This window comes from Collinsella sp. AF04-24 (assembly GCF_003465685.1).
In the GTDB taxonomy this organism is placed as follows: domain Bacteria; phylum Actinomycetota; class Coriobacteriia; order Coriobacteriales; family Coriobacteriaceae; genus Collinsella; species Collinsella aerofaciens_AP.
In genome coordinates this window covers 61724-80260 of the sequence record NZ_QSBK01000001.1, presented here as the reverse complement: position 1 = coordinate 80260, position 18537 = coordinate 61724, and the positions used below count along the sequence as shown (strand labels likewise).

The following is an 18537-nucleotide window of genomic DNA, read 5'->3' as shown; positions in this document are numbered from 1 at the left end:
TGCCTCATTGCTCTCACCGGTCCCCTTGGGGCTTCCCCTGAAAACGTCCTCGATCATGAATTGCCCCGTCGTGCGCTTCGCGCGACGGGGCAATTCGATCTGCGGATTGTTTTCAGGGGAAGCCCCAAGGGGACCTGCGCAGCCTCGACAGGATAATCGCATTCGCTGATTTAATTATCGCCCGATTCGCGGCGCAATCTATTTATCTCCGCTGCTCAGAACCGCCTCAAGTCTTTGCACGAGAACTCCGACGGTAATTCCAAGTGCCTCTGCATAGGCGAACTGCTCATAAACCCTAAGACTGCGTTCCCCGGTTTCGACTTTCGAGATGAACGACTGAGGTACCCTCAGTTTCTTTGCGAGTTCAACCTGAGTGATACCTTGTTCCCGACGAATCTGGGAGAGGCATTTTCCGCATGTCCTATTAGCATCAACGTTCATACCGTTTACGCTATATTCCATTTTGATATATCCCAAACTAGGATATAATCATGTGAGTATCTGTTTCACTTATCGCAATTGCTCGCATCGCACATTTGAAACGAGAGAGGGGACTCGATAAGCATGGATGACGAGATGAAAGAGCCCAATAGTGAGCAAACGCCCAGTGCATCTGATGAACAGAAGCCGAATATCGAAGGGAAGCAGGTTTCTGATGGTGCTGACGACACCACCTCCCCTGACGATCGATCATCAAATGAAGACGGTGCCACATGCAATAAGGAAGAGGACGATTCACTTCTAACGAGTGCCATTAACAAACTTGGTGGTAATAAACGAGCGGCTATCGCAACTGCTGCGATAGTTGCCGTCATCTTCTGCTTACCCATGCTGTTTCCTCAAATGTTTTGCACCCACAAACTTTGGACCAATGCAAACTGTACAAGCCCTCGCACCTGTAAAAGTTGCGGCAAAACCGAGGGGAAACCGCTCGGACATGAATGGGAAGAAGCAACATGCACGGTTCCGAAGACCTGTCAACGCTGCGGCAAAACCGAAGGGAAACCCCTTGGGCTTCAACCAGGTTCTTGGACTACCAAAGTCGATTACGTTGACGCCACCTCGAAGGAAATTCGAGAATGCGGGAGATGCGGAGAGGTCGTTGACACCCGCAACGAAAAGGAAATTACTTCCTTTCTTGGCGACGGATCGTTTTCAATTTCACCTGAAGGCTTTATTGAACGACTTAACGAGGAATTCTCCGATATTCCCAATTGCAGCAGTATGAAGGCGAGTTACGAGTTAGACGATAGCGGCACGGGACTCGAGCTTCAGATAAAAAATGGCTCTACGCTTGCCGGTATTGGAGGTTTTTTCTCGGACTCGAGCAGTCAACTACTATTCAGCTATCTTGGATCAGAAAACTGCTTCAAAAACATAGTCATGTACTTCGAAAATTCAGATTATGCCGCGGCGACAGCATTAGCAACCATACAAGCAATTGATCCAACACTCTCATTTTCCGACGCTAAGGAGATTGGCGCTGCCTGCGTAGGTACGCCAACTGTCAAAAATGGAATTACGTACGCAATCTTAGCTTCAAATGGAGAATACTGGCTGAGCACCCGAATTGAATAATTTACTTTAATTGCTAAATGCAGACGCCTCTTACTCGCGGCATATTAAAGTTCAACCCCTGCTAGCATCGTCAATCGAAATATGCCCCGCCGAGCACTTTAGCTTGGCGGGGCATTTCAATACGTAGGCGGATTTTGATACCTAGAAGGCCCACATGCCCCCACTAGGCAGCCGGCTTCGCTGCTCAAATTGCTCGAACTGCAACTTGAGCAATCAGCGGCCAGCATCTCTTTTAGGCTGCGCTAGTTTCTTTGTATTCAAAGACTGGCTCTAAGATGTCTTCGATGCTGCAGTGCAGGACTTTCGCCATATCCCTTACGGTTGTTACCGATGCTTCGTTGATGTTTCTCTGGCGCTGTTCGTACATTTGGATTGAGCGGAGTGATACGCCCGATTCGTATGCCAGGTCTTGTTGGGTTTTCTTGAGCCTCTTTCTTGCTTGCGCCAGTTTAGTTTGACGAGGTGTTTTCTTCGCCATATCGCAAATAAGACGCGCCACACGTTCCTCTGAGGCTTCATGCCAGGGATAGTACAGACCGCGCAGCGCATCAAATGGAACGACATGCAGCAGATCTTCGAAAGACTCCCCTAAACGCCACTGCAGGTATGCCAGCATCCAGCCCGCCCAATATTCCGGCGTCTTCTCAAATCGATAGGTGCAGTCCGGTATAGGCCTGTTTTGATAGCCCGATCTTTCAGCGATAAGCGCGAACAGCTCAACGCCCGATTTTCCCGATACGACCCATGCGTTGCCGCGTTCGAACTCGCGAGCTACGCCGCTGAGGCAAAAGAGTTCAGCAACTTCCGATCCCTCTGCTCCATAATCATTAACGGCATAGTCAAAGCAGTCGCCTAGGTTGTTCATTGCGTCCTCGAGGTAATAGACGGGATATGTCCTACTCGGCCCACAATCCGTTAACTCTTGGATCATTTAAATCAACCCTCCCTGCCATCAAATCCCTAATGTCGACACCCTCGGTGTCAAATCCGTTTATCGTATCCAGATACTTACGTCGAGCATTCTGTTCTCGCTCAAATCGTTTGGGATAAAACTCAGCTCCCGAGGCCTGCTTCCAATCGCGGAACCTGATCGCCGAGAACGCGCGCTCACTCATAAGAGCGTATTGGATGCCCAAATCGCCCAAACGCATAATGAGTTGCAGTTGCCTGAGCGAGATCATGCCGTTAACGAACTGTCTTGCAAACGAAAAGTAGGAATCGTCGGCGCGATAGCCTCGAATAACATCATAGGGAGAAATATCAATCAGGCAGTTATCCAGCAGATAGCGAAGTCCTTCGCGTGCCAGCGGCGTCGAGACATTAAACTCCCGGTTGTTGGCCAAAATCGCAAGCCAATTGAGGATTGAAAACTCCCCAGACTCTAAATCCAAGACCGAAAGGCCATCTAAATCAAGCTCATATCGATTGGCAATGCCATCAGACTCGGTCCGGCATGCCCATTCCATTGCCATTTCCTCATGTGGTGTGCAATAAAATCCGCGCCCATAGTCATTGAATTGCCTGCATTTATCCAACGATGGATGCTCGACAACAACCTCCGACCCGTGCCAAAGCTCCATATCGACCTCCTAAAAATATCACCCCAGTGATAGTTTACCAATAACTATCACTGGGGTGATATAGATGAGAGCTTTTGAGGGGCTGCAGCCTGACTAGAGGCACGCCTCGGCAATGCGGCGCTTGAGCTCGTCGATGCCCACACCGGTCTGGGAGCTCGTGATGATCACGTTTTCGGCCGGGACGTTGAGCTGCTTTTTGATGGCTGCTGCCTGGCGGGCCTGCTGGGTGCGGCTGAGCTTGTCGGCTTTGGTGAGGCAGACGATAAAGTTGAACTCGTTGCCCTGCAGGTAGTCGATCATGTCATGATCGAGCTTGCTGGGGTCGTGACGAATGTCAACCAGCGATACGACCAGGTTAAAGCTGCGCTCGGAGTCAAAGAAGTCGCCAATAAGCTCGGCCCAGCGGTCGCGCTCGGCCTTGGAGCGACGGGCGAAACCGTAACCCGGCAGGTCCACGAAATGCACGTCGTCGGCCTCAAAGAAGTTGATGTTGCTCGTCTTGCCCGGCGTACTGGAAACCTTGACCAGGTTCTTGCGGCCAAAGAGCTTGTTCATAATCGACGACTTGCCCACGTTGGAGCGGCCGACAAAGCTCACCTCGGGGCAGGTGGACTCGGGAATCTGCGAAACCTTGCCGTAGCTGGCGACGAACTTGGCAAGCTGGTAGTTAATGGAATCGGCCATGGACACTCCTTGGTCGTAGGTTCTTACAAAAGAGCGCGCTATTGCGCGGCGGCAATGCGGCGGACGATATCGAGCGTGATATCACTTGCGACACGCGCGTACTCGAACAGATCGAACTCTCGGTCGCAAATTGCATCGTACGCCTCGTCACAATTATCGCTGATAGCGCGCAACACCAGGCAATCGACACCATTTTTGGTTGCGACATGGGCAATTGCCGCGCCCTCCATGCCGACACAATCGGCATGCGTCGCCTCGATAGCGTCGTTGCGCATGGCGGTGCCCGTCACAAAGCGGTTACCCGTGGCAATCGTGCCGACCAGGAATTGTTTGGCTCCCTCGTTCGAAGCGGCTGCATTTGTCGAAGCATCAACAAACCCACGCTCAGCAAGCACGTCGACGGCAATATCGACCAGCGCGGGTGTCGAGCCAAACTCCTCGAGCCCCGGTGCGGACTCGGCGATAAGCGCGGTATCGGTATCCAGATAGCGCAGGCGTTTGCCAATGACCACGTCGTCGATACGGAGCTTGGGGTTCAAACCGCCCGCAATGCCCGAAAACACAACAGCCTGCGGAGCATACTTGCTAATGAGGTGCTGTGTCGCAGCGGCGGCGTTCACCGTGCCCATGCCCGCCGTTGTGGCGACAACTGTCAGGCCGTCGAGCCCACCGCTCACAACGGTCAAGCCTGCCTCCCGTGCCTCGCAAACGTCGCTCAGCTCTTCCTTAATCTGCATGATCTCTTTTTCGAGCGCACCGATAATCGCGATGGTAGCCATACCATTCCCCAAACCTATACGAAATTCTCAACCACGGTATGGTACCAGCATTTTGTTTGACCTCGCCAAACGAACACGCTAAGCCAGTGCAGCGCGGGTATCATAGAGCGCCTTGGCGATGGCGGCCACGACCTCGCTCGAGCGGTCGCTCCACGGCATCGATGTCATGATGCTCATGACATAGGTACGGCCATCGATGTCGATAAGGCCCGCATCGCATGTCGAATAGCAACCATCCTCGCTGACCCAACCCACCTTGTTGCACATCTTAAAGGGTAGTCAATTTGGGACGGGCTTGTTAGCCAATGGCCGACCTGAGCTCCGCACGGCGCTTTTTCATGCCGGCCATGACGGCGTTGCGCAGCTCGGGCATGCGCGCGGTATCCATCTGGGGCACGCCCTCGAGCTTATAGGGAATACCCAGTTGCTCGTACTTGACGACACCCATCGTGTGATACGGCAGCATTTCCAGGCCCACCACGTTGTGCCATGGAGCGATCAGGCGACCGAGCTTCTCGCATTCCTCCGCCGTGTCGGTGATACCCGGCACCACCACATGGCGAATAACAACCTTAATCTTGCGACGGGCAAGCTCATCGCCAAACGCCAGGATGCGCGCAGGATCGCAACCGGTCAGCTTTTTATGCTCAACCGGATCGGCATGCTTGATGTCGAGCAGCACCATATCGGTCTCGTTGAGAACAGCATCGAACTTCTCCGGATGCTTGGGATCAAATGCATAGCCACAGCTGTCTAGGCAGGTGTGTACGCGGCCATCGGGGTTGTTGTGCATCACGCGGAACAGGTCGGCCAAAAACTCGGGCTGCAGGAGCGGTTCGCCGCCCGAAACGGTAATGCCGCCGCTACGGTAGAACTCATGGTTGCTCTGGAACTCGTCCATGAGATGCTCGACGGTCACCATCGTGCCGCCGTTAACAGACCAGGTATCGGGATTGTGGCAATACGCGCAGCGCATGGGACAGCCCTGAACAAACACCACAAAGCGGATGCCGGGTCCGTCGACCGTTCCCATCGTCTCGATCGAATGCACGCGACCCAGGGCATACGCAGAGTCCTCGGGATGAGCATCCACACCCTCAAGCGTCATCTCAGCCATTCCCGCAACCTTGCCTCTCTTTGGTTTTTGTCAATTAAAATGCCAGAGCCATTCTAGCCCATACGCCTGATGGCGAAACGGTTTAGCGGTCAATTTGATCGTCCTATTTGACTCCACGCAAAAGCGGCGGGAAGGTTGTCACAACCCGCTCGCCGCCGAAGCAATAGAAATCGATAGACGCCAGGCCCTACGCCTTAAGCGTAAGCACCGCGCCAAAGGCGGTCGGGCCGCAGTGGCTCGAGATGACGCCGCCGACCTGAGTCCAGGTAACGTCCTTAAAGCCCAGGTCGTGCGCATAGACTTCCATATCGTCGCGCAGCTCCTCGGAAAGGCCCACCGAATACGCCAGGCCAATATGCGAGTAGTCGATCTCGCCCTTCGCTACCATGTGGTCAAGAAAGGCACGGGCGCACTTGAGCATAGAACCGCGGAACTTCTTGGTCGCCACGAACTTGCCGCCCGTCACCTCGATGCAGGGCTTAATCTTGAGCAGATGGGCGCCTAGGAACGCGACGTTGGACAAGCGACCGCCGGCCTTAAGGAAGGCGAGATCGGTTGGGACAAAGCCCAACAGCACGCGGTCCATCACCGAATTGGTGAAGGCGAAAATTTCGTCAACGGTGGCATCGGGATGAGCCTCGATGTATTTGGCAGTCTCAACGACAACGAGTGACTGGCCCACCGAGACAAAGCGCGTGTCCATGGAGAACACGTAGTCGCGCCCCTGGGCCGCAATCTTCGAGGACTGATGCGAGCAGGTCGTGGCCTCGGAATACGCAAGATGCAAAATGGTCGCATCGGGCTGCTCGGCATGAATGCGGTCGTACACGTGAGCAAAATCCGCAGGCGAGCAGCCACTGGTCTTGGGCATAACGCCAAACTCGTTACAGCGCGAGTAAATCTCGAGCGGATCGATCGAGCCGTCCTCGACGGTCTCGTCACCAATCGTGACATGCATAGGCACGCGCACGATGCCGTAGCGCTCGCAGAGCTCCGGCGTCACATCCGACCCAGACTCAACCACGATTACGTACTTGCCCATTCTTATCACGACCCATCTCGACGTTGGCTTTTCACTACATGACACACGCCCGGCGCACTGTTGCACAACGGCGTCCAAGCGCCAAAGAGACGCCGCCCTTTGCACATAACAAAGGACAGCGTCTCCCTGGAAAACTCCGTGCTTAACTGAGATTCTACACGGTTTATTGCTAAGTGTTACTTACTCCGCAAACGGTAGCTATACGCGATAAACGGTAGCGCAACTAAGAAAGTATCCCCAACGATCAATCTATTAGGAGAGTTCCGCCTAAAGAGTAACTACACAGGACCCCGCCGGGGCTGTTTGGGCTACCTCCCAAAACTTTCCGCAGGACGCAAGAAGCCCTCGCCGCACGAAGTGCGCAGCGAGGGCTTCTTGCATGTCCGAGGACGTTTTGGGAGGTAGCCCAAACAGCCCCAGCGATCCTGCGGGAGTTAAACCCCTTTAGAACTTGTTGTGGAAGGTACGCGAAATGACCTCGTCCTGCTGCTCCTTGGTGAGCGTGTGGAAGTTCACGGCGTAGCCGGAAACGCGAATGGTCAGCTGCGGGTACTTCTCGGGGTGAGCCTGAGCGTCGAGCAGCGTCTCACGGTTGAAGACGTTGATGTTCAGGTGGTGGCCACCCTTCTCGGCGTAAGCGTCGAGCATGTGGACCAGGTTATCGGCCTGAGTCTCGGAAACTTCAGAAACCTTCATAATGTGTCTCCTTCGATCGATAGGCGCCGGCCGAAACCGGCGCACTAATCAGTAATCGTTATTGTTAGTATAGCACTAACAATAGTTACTCGCCCAGCTGATCAAGGTCGATATCACCAAAGAACACCTGGTCCTCCTTGCCGAGCGCGCCCGGGATGATGGAGAAGGTGTTGGAGATGCCGTCCTGAGCATCGCGGAACGGGAGCTTGGAAACCGAAGACAGCGAAGCGATGGCGCCGTGGCTATCGCGCTTGTGCATGGGGTTAGCACCCGGGGCGAAGGGCTGGCCAGCCTTGCGGCCATCAGGCGTAGAACCGGTCTTCTTGCCGTACACGACGTTGGAGGTGATGGTCAGAACCGAGGTCGTGGGCACGGAGTTGCGGTAGGTGTCGTTCATGCGGATGTACTCCATGAACTGGTGCACAACGTCGTGAGCGATCTGGTCGACGCGGTCGTCGTCGTTACCGTACTTGGGGAACTCGCCCTCGGTCTCGAAGTCGACGATGATGCCGTTCTCGTCACGGACGGGGTGGACCTTGGCGTACTTGATGGCGGACAGGGAGTCAGCCACGACGGAAAGGCCAGCGATGCCCGTAGCGAACCAGCGATGCACGTGCTTGTCGTGCAGAGCCATCTGGATGCGCTCGTAGCAATACTTGTCGTGCATGTAGTGAATGATGTTCAGCGAGTTGACGTACACGCCAGCGAGCCACTTCATCATGTCGTTGTACTTTGCCACAACGTCGTCGTAATCGAGCGTATCGCCCTCGACGGCGCGGTACTTGGGGCCGACCTGCTTCTTGGAGACCTCGTCAACACCGCCGTTGAGTGCGTACAGCAGGCACTTGGCCAGGTTGGCGCGAGCGCCGAAGAACTGCATCTCCTTGCCGATGCGCATGGAGGACACGCAGCAGGCGATGCCGTAGTCGTCGCCGTGGTAAACGCGCATGAGGTCGTCGTTCTCGTACTGGATCGAGGAGCTGGCGACAGAAGTCTTGGCGCAGAACTTCTTGAAGTTCTCGGGCAGACGGGTCGACCACAGAACGGTCATGTTGGGCTCGGGGCTGGTGCCCATGTTCTCGAGCGTGTGCAGGTAGCGGTAGCTCATCTTGGTAACGAGCGTACGGCCGTCGACACCCATGCCGCCGATGGACTCGGTGACCCACTGCGGATCGCCGGTAAACAGGGCCTGGTACTCGGGGGTGCGGGCAAACTTGACCATGCGGAGCTTCATGATGAAGTGATCCACGAACTCCTGGATCTGCTCCTCGGTGAAGGTACCGTTGGCAAGGTCACGCTCAGCGTAGATGTCGATGAACGTGGAGGTACGGCCGATGGACATAGCGGCGCCGTTCTGCTCCTTGACGGAAGCGAGGTAGGCGAAGTACATCCACTGGATGGCCTCCTGCGTGTTGGTAGCAGGGTTGGAAATGTCGAAACCATAGGTCTCGGCCATCATCTTGAGCTCGCCGAGGGCGCGGATCTGCTCCTGCAGCTCCTCACGATCGCGGATGTTGTCGGCGGTCATGACCGTCGGGGTGGAAGCCTTCTGGGCCTCCTTGTCCTTGATCAGGTAGTCGACGCCGTACAGAGCGACACGACGGTAGTCGCCGATGATGCGGCCGCGGCCATAGCCATCGGGCAGACCGGTGATGATGTGGGCCGAACGGCAGGCACGCATCTCGGGGGTGTAGACATCGAAGACGCCGGCGTTGTGAGTCTTGCGCTCGAAGGTGTAGCGCTCGACAACGTTCTCGTCGATCTTGTAGCCGTGCTGGCTGGCAGCCTGGCAAGCGATGCGGATACCGCCGTTGACGTGCAGCGCGCGCTTGAGCGGCTTGTCGGTCTGGAGGCCGACGATGGTCTCCATCTCGCGGTGGGCGTTATCGATGTAGCCAGCGGGGTGGCTCACGATACCTGTGACGGTCTTGGTGTCCATATCGAGGACGCCGCCCTGCTCGCGCTCCTTGAGCAGCAGGTCGAGAACCTCGCCCCACAGCTCCTTGGTACGCTCGGTCGGGCCGGCGAGGAACGACTCGTCGCCCTCGTAGGGGGTGTAGTTCTTCTGGATGAAGTCTCGGACGTCAACCTCTCCCGTCCAGATGCCTTCCTTGAAGCCTTCCCATGCCTCCTGCATTGTGTAACCACGCTCCTAGTTACGTGTAATGCGGCGCTCTCTCACACCGCTGCTTATTGAATTCTTGAATTATCGGCTTGCACTACCGGCTTCTTCCGTTCTTCACCACACGTTGGTACAGGGAAAAACGTTTGTCCACCTTGGAACTGCAACCCAAAACCCAAGATTTCACCCGTTTGAGAAGGATAACATAGCCACCCCCTTCATCAGGGCTGTTATATGTTTCTTTTTTTATACCATAAGGTTGTTTTTAACAAATCCGCAGGAAACGCTCCCACCATCAGCTACCGTTCACCGATTCGCTTGATATTTCCCCTTGCCTTTATACGTCCTTCACTCTAGCTGTTATGCCAGCTTTAGCAGAGTAAAGTGCCCCAGAGACCCCACAGAAACTACAGGGCGGCCACGGGATTTCCCCCGGGGCCGCCCTGTGGCATGGCTAGTTATTTAGCTTTGATTGCCGCTTGGCATTAGGCGGCTGCGGCGTCCTTGTCGGTCGTTGCCTTGCTGTGGCCCTGGCCCTCAAAATGCTTGTAGCACCAGCTGGTGACCAGCGGGGTCAAAATGGCCGTCACGATAGCACATGCTGCGACCTGCGCCGTAGCCGTCGCGAGCACCGCGCCGCCGTACATGGCCTCGTTGACGCTTGCCATGGCAGCAGGCGTGGCCACATTGGCTCCGGCGCAGCTCGAAATGGCCGCACCTGCGACACCCGTACCGCCCGTGAGCTTATCGACCGCGATGACGGGAATTGCAAAGACCACCGAGCAGATCACGCCGAGCAGGATGCCGGGAAGACCACCGTTGATAAGCTGGCCAAAGGTCATGGTCGATCCCATGGCAAAGAAGACGAGCACGATGATGGCGGAAAGTGCCGGTGCCATCATCTTCTTAAAGCTGGGGAAGAGGTTACCCAGGATAATGCCGACGACGATCGGCAGGATGGCGCCCACGAGCGACCAGCCGATCGGAGCCTGACCGGCAGCGCCGAGCACGATCATCGTGACCGGAGGGCCGACAACCAGCGTGGTGATTGCGACGGCACCACGTTCGGCCTCATTGCCCATGGTGCCCATCAGTCCAGCGTACATAGCGTTGTTCGCACCCGTGCAAGCGGCCAGCATCACCATGGCCGAGATACCAAACAGGTTGTCGTTGAACACATAAAGGATGAGCAGCGACACGGCAACGACCACGATCTGCTTGACGGCGATGATGATGGCGCCGCGGGCAGCGGCGGCAGGAGCGCTCTTAAACGAAATCGTCGTACCGACGATGAGCAAAAAAGCGCCAACAAGCGGGCCTGCGCCCTGCTGGGTCATGCCGAGCGTAAAGCTGCCGAGCGTTTTGAACAGGTCGGGGAACAGCGTGTTGAGCAGGCAGCCCAACAAAAGCGGCACCAAAATATTGGCACCCGGGATGGAGGACATCTTAAAGAACGGCTCCTTTGCCGCCGGCGCCTCCACCGCAGTCGATTCACTCATTTATATCTCCTTTTGATGCGTGCGACACGCGGTCACACGCTCCTGTGCCAGAAAGAAGGCGACGGTCCCGAGTCGCAGGAGCCGTCGCCGAATTAACGTCGCGGGGTATTACCCGTCCAGAACGATGCCACCGTCGCAGTCACCGATCTCGCCGTTCACGAAGCTGGCAAGGTCGGAGGCAAAGAAGAGCACCATCTGCGCGGGCTCGCTTGCCTGGGCGGCACGGCCCAGAGGAATACCGTTGATGATGCGCTGAGAGTTCTCGTCAGAGAGAATCGAGGTCATATCGGTAAGGGTGAGCGACGGGCACACGGCGTTGCAGCGGACGCCAAACTTGCCGCCTTCCTTGGCGACTGCCTTGGTTAGACCGTTAACACCGGCCTTGGAGCTCGCGTAAGCCGCGGTGCCGAGCAGGCCGCCACCGATCTTGCCCGCAACGGAACTCACGTTGACGATAGTGCCGGCATGGGCCGCCTTAAAGTGCGGGTACACAGCATTCATCATAGTGAAGGTACCGTTGAGGTTGATGTCGATGGTACGACGCCACTCGGTGTCATCGATCTCGTCGAACTTCTTGGTGCTGATGACGCCAGCACAGTTGATCAGGATGTTGGTTTGCGGCAGGTCCGTAAAAATCTGCTCGACGGTCTCACGCGCCTTGGGCGCATCGGCAACATCGAGCTGATAGAACTTGTTGCCCTCGCCAAGCTCGACCACAGCGGCCTCGCCCTTGGCAGCGTTCCTTGCGATGAGCGCGACGTGTCCGCCGCCCGCGACGATGCCCTTGGCGATCTCGAGGCCAATGCCCTGAGTGCCGCCGGTAACGATCGCGGTTTTGCCCGTGAAGTCAAATGCCATGACTCCAACCCCCTTGATTCAGGTGTCTCCTTGCGGGAAGTTGGAGCATCGCACGTGGCGATAAATGAGTCCCAGTCGTCATGGTGGTGACAACCCCTCGCCTAACCGCGGGCATAGTAGTTCTTTGAAACGCTTCAGCAATTGAATTTTTTAACTCTTTATGCGCTCTTTATATTGCCCACTGCATGAGGCCCGAATATGCGGGTATCATCTTTCACCGAAAATAGTTTCTAGTGTTAGGGGTTTTCGGTGGAAGATACCGATTTCCATGAGCTTGGACGTCAGCTCTTAACTGAGTTTGGCAGCATGCATCATCGCATTTCACGCTCTGCGGACAAAGCTCTCGGCGGCGAGATGGCTGTCATGCGCGCCCTCATGCTCGCTGGCGGTTCGCTCACGCCGAGCGAACTCGCAAATCGCGCCTGGGTCTCGAGTGCCCGCATCGCCAATATCTTACGCACTCTCGAAGCCAAGGGCTGGGTCGAGCGCGAGCACTCAAAGACCGACCGTCGTCGTGTACACGTCACGATGACCGACAAGGGATTCCAGAATCTCGAAATCAAACGTCGGGAATTCGAGGAGCGCACCGCGGCCTTCCTCGAGCAGCTCGGCGAAACAGATACCCAAGAGATGGTGCGCCTTCTAAGGCGTCTCAACGAAATTATCGACTGCAATCAAGAAAGGAGAAATGCCAAGTGAGGATTCTCAAGCTTTTTAAAAAGCATGTCCCATCACTGTTCGCAGCTATCGTACTTATCGTAATCAGCTGTAACGCCGATCTGGCACTGCCTACCTATATGAGCGACATCGTCGACGTGGGCGTGCAGCAAGGCGGCATCGCCTCGCCCGTGCCCGACACCATTCGTGCCGAATCGCTCGACGACCTCGAACTCTTTATGAGCGCCAAGGACGCCAAGACAGTAGAAGCTGCGTTTGGCAAGGCAGACAAAAACGGCATTCGCACGTACAGGGGAACCGAGGATGAGCGCGCCGACGGCGGCAAGATTGCCGATATCATGAGCCTGCCCGAGACCGTCGTCCTTTCGCTCAACCAAGGCATCGACGCCAGCTCCATGGGCGACATGATGGGCGCGTCCAGCGAGAAAGGCAACAGCGACGCCCAAGCCATGCCCACGCCCGAGCAAATGGCAGCGATGACGCCCGACCAGCTCGCCGAGATGCAGCAAAAGGCCGCAGCGGCGCAGAATATGCAAAAGCAGATTGATGCCGACGGCGGCAAGATCACCATGAAGAGCCTGCGTCTAGGCGTTGAAGGCGGCCTAATCGACCAGGGCAAGCTCGTCGAGGGCGCCAACGGTATGGCGGACAAAATGGGCTCCATGTCGGGCTCCATCGTGACCCAACGCGCCGTGAGCTACGTGCAGGACGAGTACAAGGCACAGGGTATCGACCCCGCCGACGTGCAGAACGCCTACCTGGGCCGCATGGCGACCACGATGTTTGGCCTGTGCCTGGTGTCGCTTGTCGCCACCATCCTGACCGGCGCCGTGGCTTCGCGCACCGCCTGCTCCATCGCCCGCGACCTGCGCCGCGAGACCTTCAACAAGGTTATGCACTTCTCGCCGGCCGAGGTGGGCAAGTTTAGCCAGGCTTCGCTCATCACCCGCTGCACCAACGACATTCAGCAGATCCAGATGGCCGCAACCCTGTTTATCCGCATGTGCCTGATGGCCCCCGTCATGGGCGTCGTCGCTGTCATGCGTGTCCTGGCCAACCACACCGGTCTGGAGTGGACCATCGCCGTGGCCATCATCGCGGTCTCGGCCGTCGTCGGCGTGCTTATGGGCCTCACCATGCCCAAGTTCAAAAAGATGCAGAGCTTTGTGGACCGCGTGAACCTTACCGCCCGCGAGCTGCTCGACGGCCTTATGCCCATCCGCTCGTTCAACCGCGAGGAGCATGAGCTCGAGCGCTTTGACAAGGCTTCGCTCGACCTTATGACCACGCAGCTCTACACCAACCGAGCCATGAGCTTTATGATGCCGCTCATGATGCTCGTTATGAACTGCATCACCGTGCTTATCGTCTGGTTTGGCGCGCAGGGCGTGTCTGACGGCGTGATGCAGGTCGGCAACATGATGGCGTTTATCTCCTACACTATGCAGATCGTCATGGCGTTTATGATCCTCACCATGGTGTCGGTCATCCTGCCCCGCGCCGAAGTCGCAGCCGAGCGCGTGGAAGAGGTCATCACCTGTCCCACGAGCATCAACGACCCCGTCTCGCCCAAACTGCCCGCGGCCAACGCGCCGCGCGGTGAGCTCGCCTTCCACGACGTGAGCTTCCAGTATCCCGATGCCCGCGCCGATGTCATCAGCGGTGTGAACTTCACCACGCACGCCGGCCAGATGCTCGGCATCATCGGCTCCACGGGTTCGGGCAAGTCCACGCTTGTGCAGCTCATCCCGCGCCTGTACGACGTCACCGGCGGCAGCATTTCGCTCGACGGCATCGACGTGCGCGATATGACCCTTTCCGAGCTTCGCCGCCGCATTGGTTACATCCCGCAGCAGGGTCGCCTGTTCTCGGGCACCGTCGAGAGCAACCTCAAGTTTGCCGGCGACATGGTGGGCGATGACGACATGCACCAGGCCGCACGCATCGCCCAGGCCGAGGACTTTATCGCCGAGCGCGAGGGCGGCTACGACTCCCCCATCAGCCAGGGCGGCTCCAACGTCTCGGGCGGCCAGCGTCAGCGTTTGGCCATCGCCCGCGCCCTGGCCAAAAAGCCTGAGATCGTGGTGTTCGACGACTCGTTTAGCGCCCTCGACTACAAAACCGACGCGCGCCTGCGCGAGGAGCTGGCCAAAAACGTCACTGACGCTGCGCTCGTGGTCGTGGCCCAGCGCATCGCGACCATCATGCACGCCGACCAGATCATCGTGCTCGACGACGGCCACGTGGTGGGCACCGGTACGCACGAGGAGCTGCTGCGCAGCTGCCCGGCGTACCTGGAGATCGCACAGTCGCAGCTTTCCGCCGAGGAGCTGGGGCTTACCCAAGAAGAAATTGCAGCCGTCATGGAAGGAGGCGAGCACTAATGGCCGACGAGACCAAGACTCAGATTCCCAAGCCCACCCGCCGGCGCGGTCCCATGGGCCGCATGGGTGGCATGGGCCGCGGCGAAAAGGCCAAGGACTTTAAGGGCACCATGAGGCAGCTACTCGGCTATATCGGTCAGCACAAGATTGCCGTGTTTGCCGCCGTCGCCTTTGCCGTGTGCTCGGTCATCTTTAACATTGTGGGACCCAAGGTGCTCGGCCAGGTTACGACCAAACTGTTCGAAGGCCTGGTCTCCAAGGTCAACGGTACCGGCGATGTCAACTTTGCCTGGATCGCCAAGACGCTCGGCTTTTTGCTCTGCCTGTATCTGGCAAGCTCTGTCTGCAGCCTCATCCAGGGTTGGCTCATGACCGGCGTCACGCAAAAGATTTGCTACCGCATGCGCAAGGAGATCGCCGCCAAGATTGCCGTCGTGCCGATGAGCTACTTCAACGGCCACAGCAAGGGCGACGTGCTCAGCCGCATCACTAACGATGTCGATACGCTCGGCCAGTCGCTCAACCAGAGCGTGACGCAGCTCATCACGTCGGTGACGCAGATTATCGGCGTGCTCGTCATGATGCTGTCGATCAGCCTGCCGCTCACCGGCGTTACCGTGCTCACGCTGCCGGCAGCCGCGATTATCCTGACCGTGATGATTCACTTCTCGCAGCCGTACTTCCGCGAGCAACAGCAAGTCCTGGGCGCCGTCAACGGCATTATCGAGGAGGACTTTGCCGGCCAGAACGTTATTCAGGTGTTCGACCGCGCCGAGGCCTCAATCGAGGAGTTCGACCGTCAAAACGACCGTCTCTTTATTAGTGGCTGGCGCTCGCAGTTCCTATCGGGCCTGATGATGCCGCTTATGAGCTTGGTGGGCAACATGGGCTACGTGGGCGTTGTCGTGGTGGGCGCACAGCTCGCGCTGACCGGCAATGCCACGCCCGGCGACATCCAGAGCTTTATCCAGTACGTGCGCAACTTTACGCAACCCGTGCAGCAGCTGGGCAACGTGAGCAACACGATGCAGTCGATGGCCGCTGCCACCGAGCGCGTCTTTGAGTTCCTCGCCGCGCCCGAGGAGGAGCAGAAGGCCGACGCCCAGATTCCCGAGAAGCGCCCCGGCCACGTTGAGTTCGACCACGTCAAGTTTGGCTACACGCCCGACAAGACCATCATCCACGACTTTAGCTGCGAGGCGCAGCCCGGTCAGACCATCGCCATCGTCGGCCCCACCGGCGCTGGCAAGACCACGCTCATTAAGCTGCTGCAGCGCTTCTACGACGTGGACGGCGGCTCGCTGCGTGTCGAGGGCGTCGACGTGCGCGACTGGGATCGCGCGGCGCTGCGCGGCGAGTTTGCCATGGTGCTGCAGGATACCTGGCTGTTTAACGGCACCATCCGCGAGAACATCCGCTACGGACGTCCCGATGCGACTGACGCCGAGGTCGAGGCCGCTGCACGCGCCGCACGCTGCGACCACTTTATCCATACGCTCGCCGGCGGCTACGACTTTATGATCAATGAGGAGGGCACCAACCTCTCACAGGGCCAGCGCCAACTCGTGACCATCGCCCGCGCCATTTTGGCCGACCGTCCGGCGCTGATTTTGGACGAGGCGACTTCCAACGTCGATACCCGTACCGAGGAGCTTATTCAGCGCGCCATGGATGCGCTGATGCAGGGCCGCACGAGCTTTGTCATCGCGCATCGCCTGTCCACGATCCGCAACGCCGACGTGATCTTGGTGATTCGCGACGGCGACATCGTCGAGAAGGGCACGCACGACGAGCTGCTCGCCCAAGGCGGCTTCTACGCCGACCTGTACAATTCGCAGTTCGACGAAGCGGCGTAACAACCGGCGGCAAACAACCGCAATACCCAAAGAATGGGGGCGCAGGACAACCAGCGCCCCCATTTTTCGTTCTGCGGCCCTTGGACCGCATCCCCTGGAGCCGAATTGACGGTCCTTTCCAGCCCCTGTGGGCAAAAAATGGCAAATATGAGTACTGTTACCTTTTTAGTAACAGCCAAAACAGCCCCATATGCTGCCCGCACGGCTTGCAAGCGCCCCTAAATTACTCAAATAGTTCTATAGCGGGCTTATATGTGTTAAGGTTAATGAACATATTTTCTGTTATGTCTATTATCTTATGCCGGCAATATGACACTACGATAGCAACAGTACTCATATTTGCCATTTTTTGTCCACAGGGCCTGGAAAAGGCCAACAGGGTAGTCATTGGGGACGTTCTTAAACGACCAGTCAAACAAGAACGTCCCCAACGACTACTTAAAAACGGGAGATTATCCACTCTCATTCTGCGAGCACTCATTTAAGTCTGTCCCCAATGAGTGCCCGGCAGCAACGGGACCGCCGATGTCTTGGCAGAGTCAGTGAAAACCCGCGTAACTAAACCCGCTCCGCGATCTCGTGAATGAGATAGTCGGTCTTTTCCCAGCCCAGGCACGGATCGGTGATCGACTTGCCAAAGACACCGCCGTCGACCGGCTGGTTGCCGTCCTCAAGGTAGGACTCGATCATAAAGCCCTTGACCAGCCTTGAAATGGCTTCGTTGCGGCGGCAGCTGTCGAGCACCTCCTTGCAAATGCGGTACTGCTCCAGCGGGCGCTTGCCCGAGTTGTCGTGGTTGCAGTCGATGACCGCCGCCGGGTTGGCGTAACCGGCATGCTCGGTGTAGCGCTCGGCCAGGCGCTCCAGGTGCTCGTAGTGGTAATTGGGGTAGGTACGACCGTCGAGACCGATGTAGCCACGCATAACGGCGTGCGCGAGCGGGTTGCCGTCGCACTCGACCTCCCAGTTGCGGAAGATAAAGCTCTGATGTGCCTGGGCGGCGTAGATGGAGTTGAGCATAACGGTGGTGGAACCGGCGGTGGGGTTTTTCATGCCCACAGGCACCGAAATGCCGCTCGACACCAGACGATGCTCCTGGTTCTCGACCGAGCGCGCGCCCACGGCGACGTAGCTCAGCAGGTCGACGAGGTACTGGTAGTTGGACGGGTAGAGCATCTCGTCGGCGGTAAAGAAGCCAGTCTCCTCGATGACGCGCAGGTGCATGTGGCGGATGGCCTTAACGCCTTCAAGCAGGTCATCGGGCGCCTCGGGGTCGGGGTTGTGCAGCAGCCCCTTGTAGCCGGTGCCCTTGGTGCGCGGCTTGTTGGTGTAGACACGCGGAATGATGATGAGCTTGTCCTTGACCTCCTCGGCGGTTTTGGCCAGGCGGTTCATGTACTCGAGGACCGAATCCTCCCGATCGGCAGAGCATGGGCCGATGATGAGCACCTTGCGCGCGTCCTCGCCGGTAAAGACCTTGGCGACCTCGGCGTCGAATGCCTGCTTCTTAGCGGTAAGCTCGGCGGAAAGCGGCATTTCCTCGCGGATCTCCATGGGGATCGGCAGCCTGCGTTTGAAATCCATGGCCATAGGGGCCTCCTCAATCTATAGAGAGAGCAAAAAGCGTATTGTCGAGTGCTCGGCATTATCCGCTGTCGCACGCT

17 protein-coding genes are annotated in these 18537 nt (G+C 57.3%); 4 read left to right on the top strand and 13 right to left on the bottom strand.

Features of this window, described 5'->3' with window-relative positions:
* Positions 1-198: 198 nt before the first annotated feature.
* Positions 199-462, bottom strand: a complete 264-nt coding sequence (locus DWV32_RS00355) for a helix-turn-helix domain-containing protein (protein WP_231501614.1) — start codon at positions 460-462, stop codon at positions 199-201.
* Between the two features lie 102 nt (positions 463-564).
* Between DWV32_RS00355 and DWV32_RS00350 the strand changes: the two genes are divergently transcribed.
* Complete coding sequence (locus tag DWV32_RS00350) at positions 565-1578, top strand: hypothetical protein (protein ID WP_117756856.1); 1014 nt, start codon at positions 565-567, stop codon at positions 1576-1578.
* A gap of 232 nt (positions 1579-1810) precedes the next feature.
* Here the strand turns inward: DWV32_RS00350 and DWV32_RS00345 are convergent, their stop codons facing one another.
* The 11 genes from DWV32_RS00345 to DWV32_RS00295 all read right to left on the bottom strand — a co-directional run bounded on the left by DWV32_RS00345 (position 1811) and on the right by DWV32_RS00295 (position 11955).
* Positions 1811-2443 carry a helix-turn-helix transcriptional regulator gene (locus tag DWV32_RS00345; protein WP_117564737.1) on the bottom strand — a complete coding sequence of 211 codons (633 nt, stop codon included), beginning with the start codon at positions 2441-2443 and terminating at the stop codon, positions 1811-1813.
* A 31-nt stretch (positions 2444-2474) separates the two neighbouring features.
* Positions 2475-3158, bottom strand: a complete 684-nt coding sequence (locus DWV32_RS00340) for a DUF3990 domain-containing protein (RefSeq protein WP_117756855.1) — start codon at positions 3156-3158, stop codon at positions 2475-2477.
* A 93-nt stretch (positions 3159-3251) separates the two neighbouring features.
* Positions 3252-3842 carry a ribosome biogenesis GTP-binding protein YihA/YsxC gene (gene yihA, locus DWV32_RS00335; protein ID WP_089572350.1) on the bottom strand — a complete coding sequence of 197 codons (591 nt, stop codon included), beginning with the start codon at positions 3840-3842 and terminating at the stop codon, positions 3252-3254.
* Between the two features lie 38 nt (positions 3843-3880).
* A complete protein-coding gene (gene mtnN / locus DWV32_RS00330; RefSeq protein ID WP_089572351.1) occupies positions 3881-4621 on the bottom strand; it encodes a 5'-methylthioadenosine/S-adenosylhomocysteine nucleosidase in 741 nt (246 codons plus the stop codon).
* Between the two features lie 78 nt (positions 4622-4699).
* Positions 4700-4876, bottom strand: a complete 177-nt coding sequence (locus DWV32_RS10175) for a hypothetical protein (RefSeq protein WP_158551160.1) — start codon at positions 4874-4876, stop codon at positions 4700-4702.
* Between the two features lie 43 nt (positions 4877-4919).
* Entirely contained in the window at positions 4920-5738 is an 819-nt protein-coding gene (pflA, locus tag DWV32_RS00320) for a pyruvate formate-lyase-activating protein (protein WP_089572353.1), read from the bottom strand.
* Positions 5739-5925: 187 nt separating this feature from the next.
* Positions 5926-6780, bottom strand: coding sequence for a DegV family protein (locus DWV32_RS00315; RefSeq protein ID WP_089572354.1), 855 nt, complete (start codon positions 6778-6780; stop codon positions 5926-5928).
* A 444-nt stretch (positions 6781-7224) separates the two neighbouring features.
* Positions 7225-7476, bottom strand: a complete 252-nt coding sequence (gene grcA3, locus DWV32_RS00310) for an autonomous glycyl radical cofactor GrcA3 (protein WP_055252439.1) — start codon at positions 7474-7476, stop codon at positions 7225-7227.
* Positions 7477-7561: 85 nt separating this feature from the next.
* Positions 7562-9613, bottom strand: coding sequence for a formate C-acetyltransferase (gene pflB, locus DWV32_RS00305; RefSeq protein ID WP_089572355.1), 2052 nt, complete (start codon positions 9611-9613; stop codon positions 7562-7564).
* Between the two features lie 470 nt (positions 9614-10083).
* A complete protein-coding gene (locus DWV32_RS00300; RefSeq protein ID WP_117756854.1) occupies positions 10084-11097 on the bottom strand; it encodes a 2-keto-3-deoxygluconate permease in 1014 nt (337 codons plus the stop codon).
* A gap of 108 nt (positions 11098-11205) precedes the next feature.
* The gene (locus tag DWV32_RS00295; RefSeq protein ID WP_089572357.1) at positions 11206-11955 is read right to left on the bottom strand and encodes an SDR family NAD(P)-dependent oxidoreductase; all 750 of its coding nucleotides are present in this window, start codon (positions 11953-11955) and stop codon (positions 11206-11208) included.
* A 249-nt stretch (positions 11956-12204) separates the two neighbouring features.
* Between DWV32_RS00295 and DWV32_RS00290 the strand changes: the two genes are divergently transcribed.
* From DWV32_RS00290 to DWV32_RS00280, 3 genes are read left to right on the top strand one after another with little or no spacing between them, the layout of a single operon-like run.
* Positions 12205-12654: a MarR family winged helix-turn-helix transcriptional regulator gene (locus tag DWV32_RS00290; RefSeq protein WP_089572358.1), complete on the top strand. Its 450-nt coding sequence runs from the start codon at positions 12205-12207 to the stop codon at positions 12652-12654.
* Complete coding sequence (locus tag DWV32_RS00285; protein WP_089572359.1) at positions 12651-15017, top strand: ABC transporter ATP-binding protein; 2367 nt, start codon at positions 12651-12653, stop codon at positions 15015-15017. Before DWV32_RS00290 ends, DWV32_RS00285 begins: the two co-directional genes overlap by 4 nt.
* Positions 15017-16873: an ABC transporter ATP-binding protein gene (locus DWV32_RS00280; RefSeq protein WP_089572360.1), complete on the top strand. Its 1857-nt coding sequence runs from the start codon at positions 15017-15019 to the stop codon at positions 16871-16873. Before DWV32_RS00285 ends, DWV32_RS00280 begins: the two co-directional genes overlap by 1 nt.
* A 558-nt stretch (positions 16874-17431) precedes the next feature.
* Here the strand turns inward: DWV32_RS00280 and DWV32_RS00270 are convergent.
* The gene (locus tag DWV32_RS00270) at positions 17432-18463 is read right to left on the bottom strand and encodes a 3-deoxy-7-phosphoheptulonate synthase (protein WP_117564710.1); all 1032 of its coding nucleotides are present in this window, start codon (positions 18461-18463) and stop codon (positions 17432-17434) included.
* Positions 18464-18537 lie beyond the last annotated feature (74 nt).

Coding starts and splice junctions, on each gene's coding strand:
- pflA (WP_089572353.1), bottom strand. CDS start 5,738: ATGGCTGAGATGACGCTTGAGGGTGTGGATGCTCATCCCGAGGACTCT.
- DWV32_RS00315 (WP_089572354.1), bottom strand. CDS start 6,780: ATGGGCAAGTACGTAATCGTGGTTGAGTCTGGGTCGGATGTGACGCCG.
- DWV32_RS00280 (WP_089572360.1), top strand. CDS start 15,017: ATGGCCGACGAGACCAAGACTCAGATTCCCAAGCCCACCCGCCGGCGC.
- mtnN (WP_089572351.1), bottom strand. CDS start 4,621: ATGGCTACCATCGCGATTATCGGTGCGCTCGAAAAAGAGATCATGCAG.
- grcA3 (WP_055252439.1), bottom strand. CDS start 7,476: ATGAAGGTTTCTGAAGTTTCCGAGACTCAGGCCGATAACCTGGTCCAC.
- DWV32_RS00345 (WP_117564737.1), bottom strand. CDS start 2,443: ATGAACAACCTAGGCGACTGCTTTGACTATGCCGTTAATGATTATGGA.
- DWV32_RS00270 (WP_117564710.1), bottom strand. CDS start 18,463: ATGGCCATGGATTTCAAACGCAGGCTGCCGATCCCCATGGAGATCCGC.
- yihA (WP_089572350.1), bottom strand. CDS start 3,842: ATGGCCGATTCCATTAACTACCAGCTTGCCAAGTTCGTCGCCAGCTAC.
- DWV32_RS00350 (WP_117756856.1), top strand. CDS start 565: ATGGATGACGAGATGAAAGAGCCCAATAGTGAGCAAACGCCCAGTGCA.
- DWV32_RS00340 (WP_117756855.1), bottom strand. CDS start 3,158: ATGGAGCTTTGGCACGGGTCGGAGGTTGTTGTCGAGCATCCATCGTTG.
- pflB (WP_089572355.1), bottom strand. CDS start 9,613: ATGCAGGAGGCATGGGAAGGCTTCAAGGAAGGCATCTGGACGGGAGAG.
- DWV32_RS00295 (WP_089572357.1), bottom strand. CDS start 11,955: ATGGCATTTGACTTCACGGGCAAAACCGCGATCGTTACCGGCGGCACT.
- DWV32_RS00355 (WP_231501614.1), bottom strand. CDS start 462: ATGGAATATAGCGTAAACGGTATGAACGTTGATGCTAATAGGACATGC.
- DWV32_RS00300 (WP_117756854.1), bottom strand. CDS start 11,097: ATGAGTGAATCGACTGCGGTGGAGGCGCCGGCGGCAAAGGAGCCGTTC.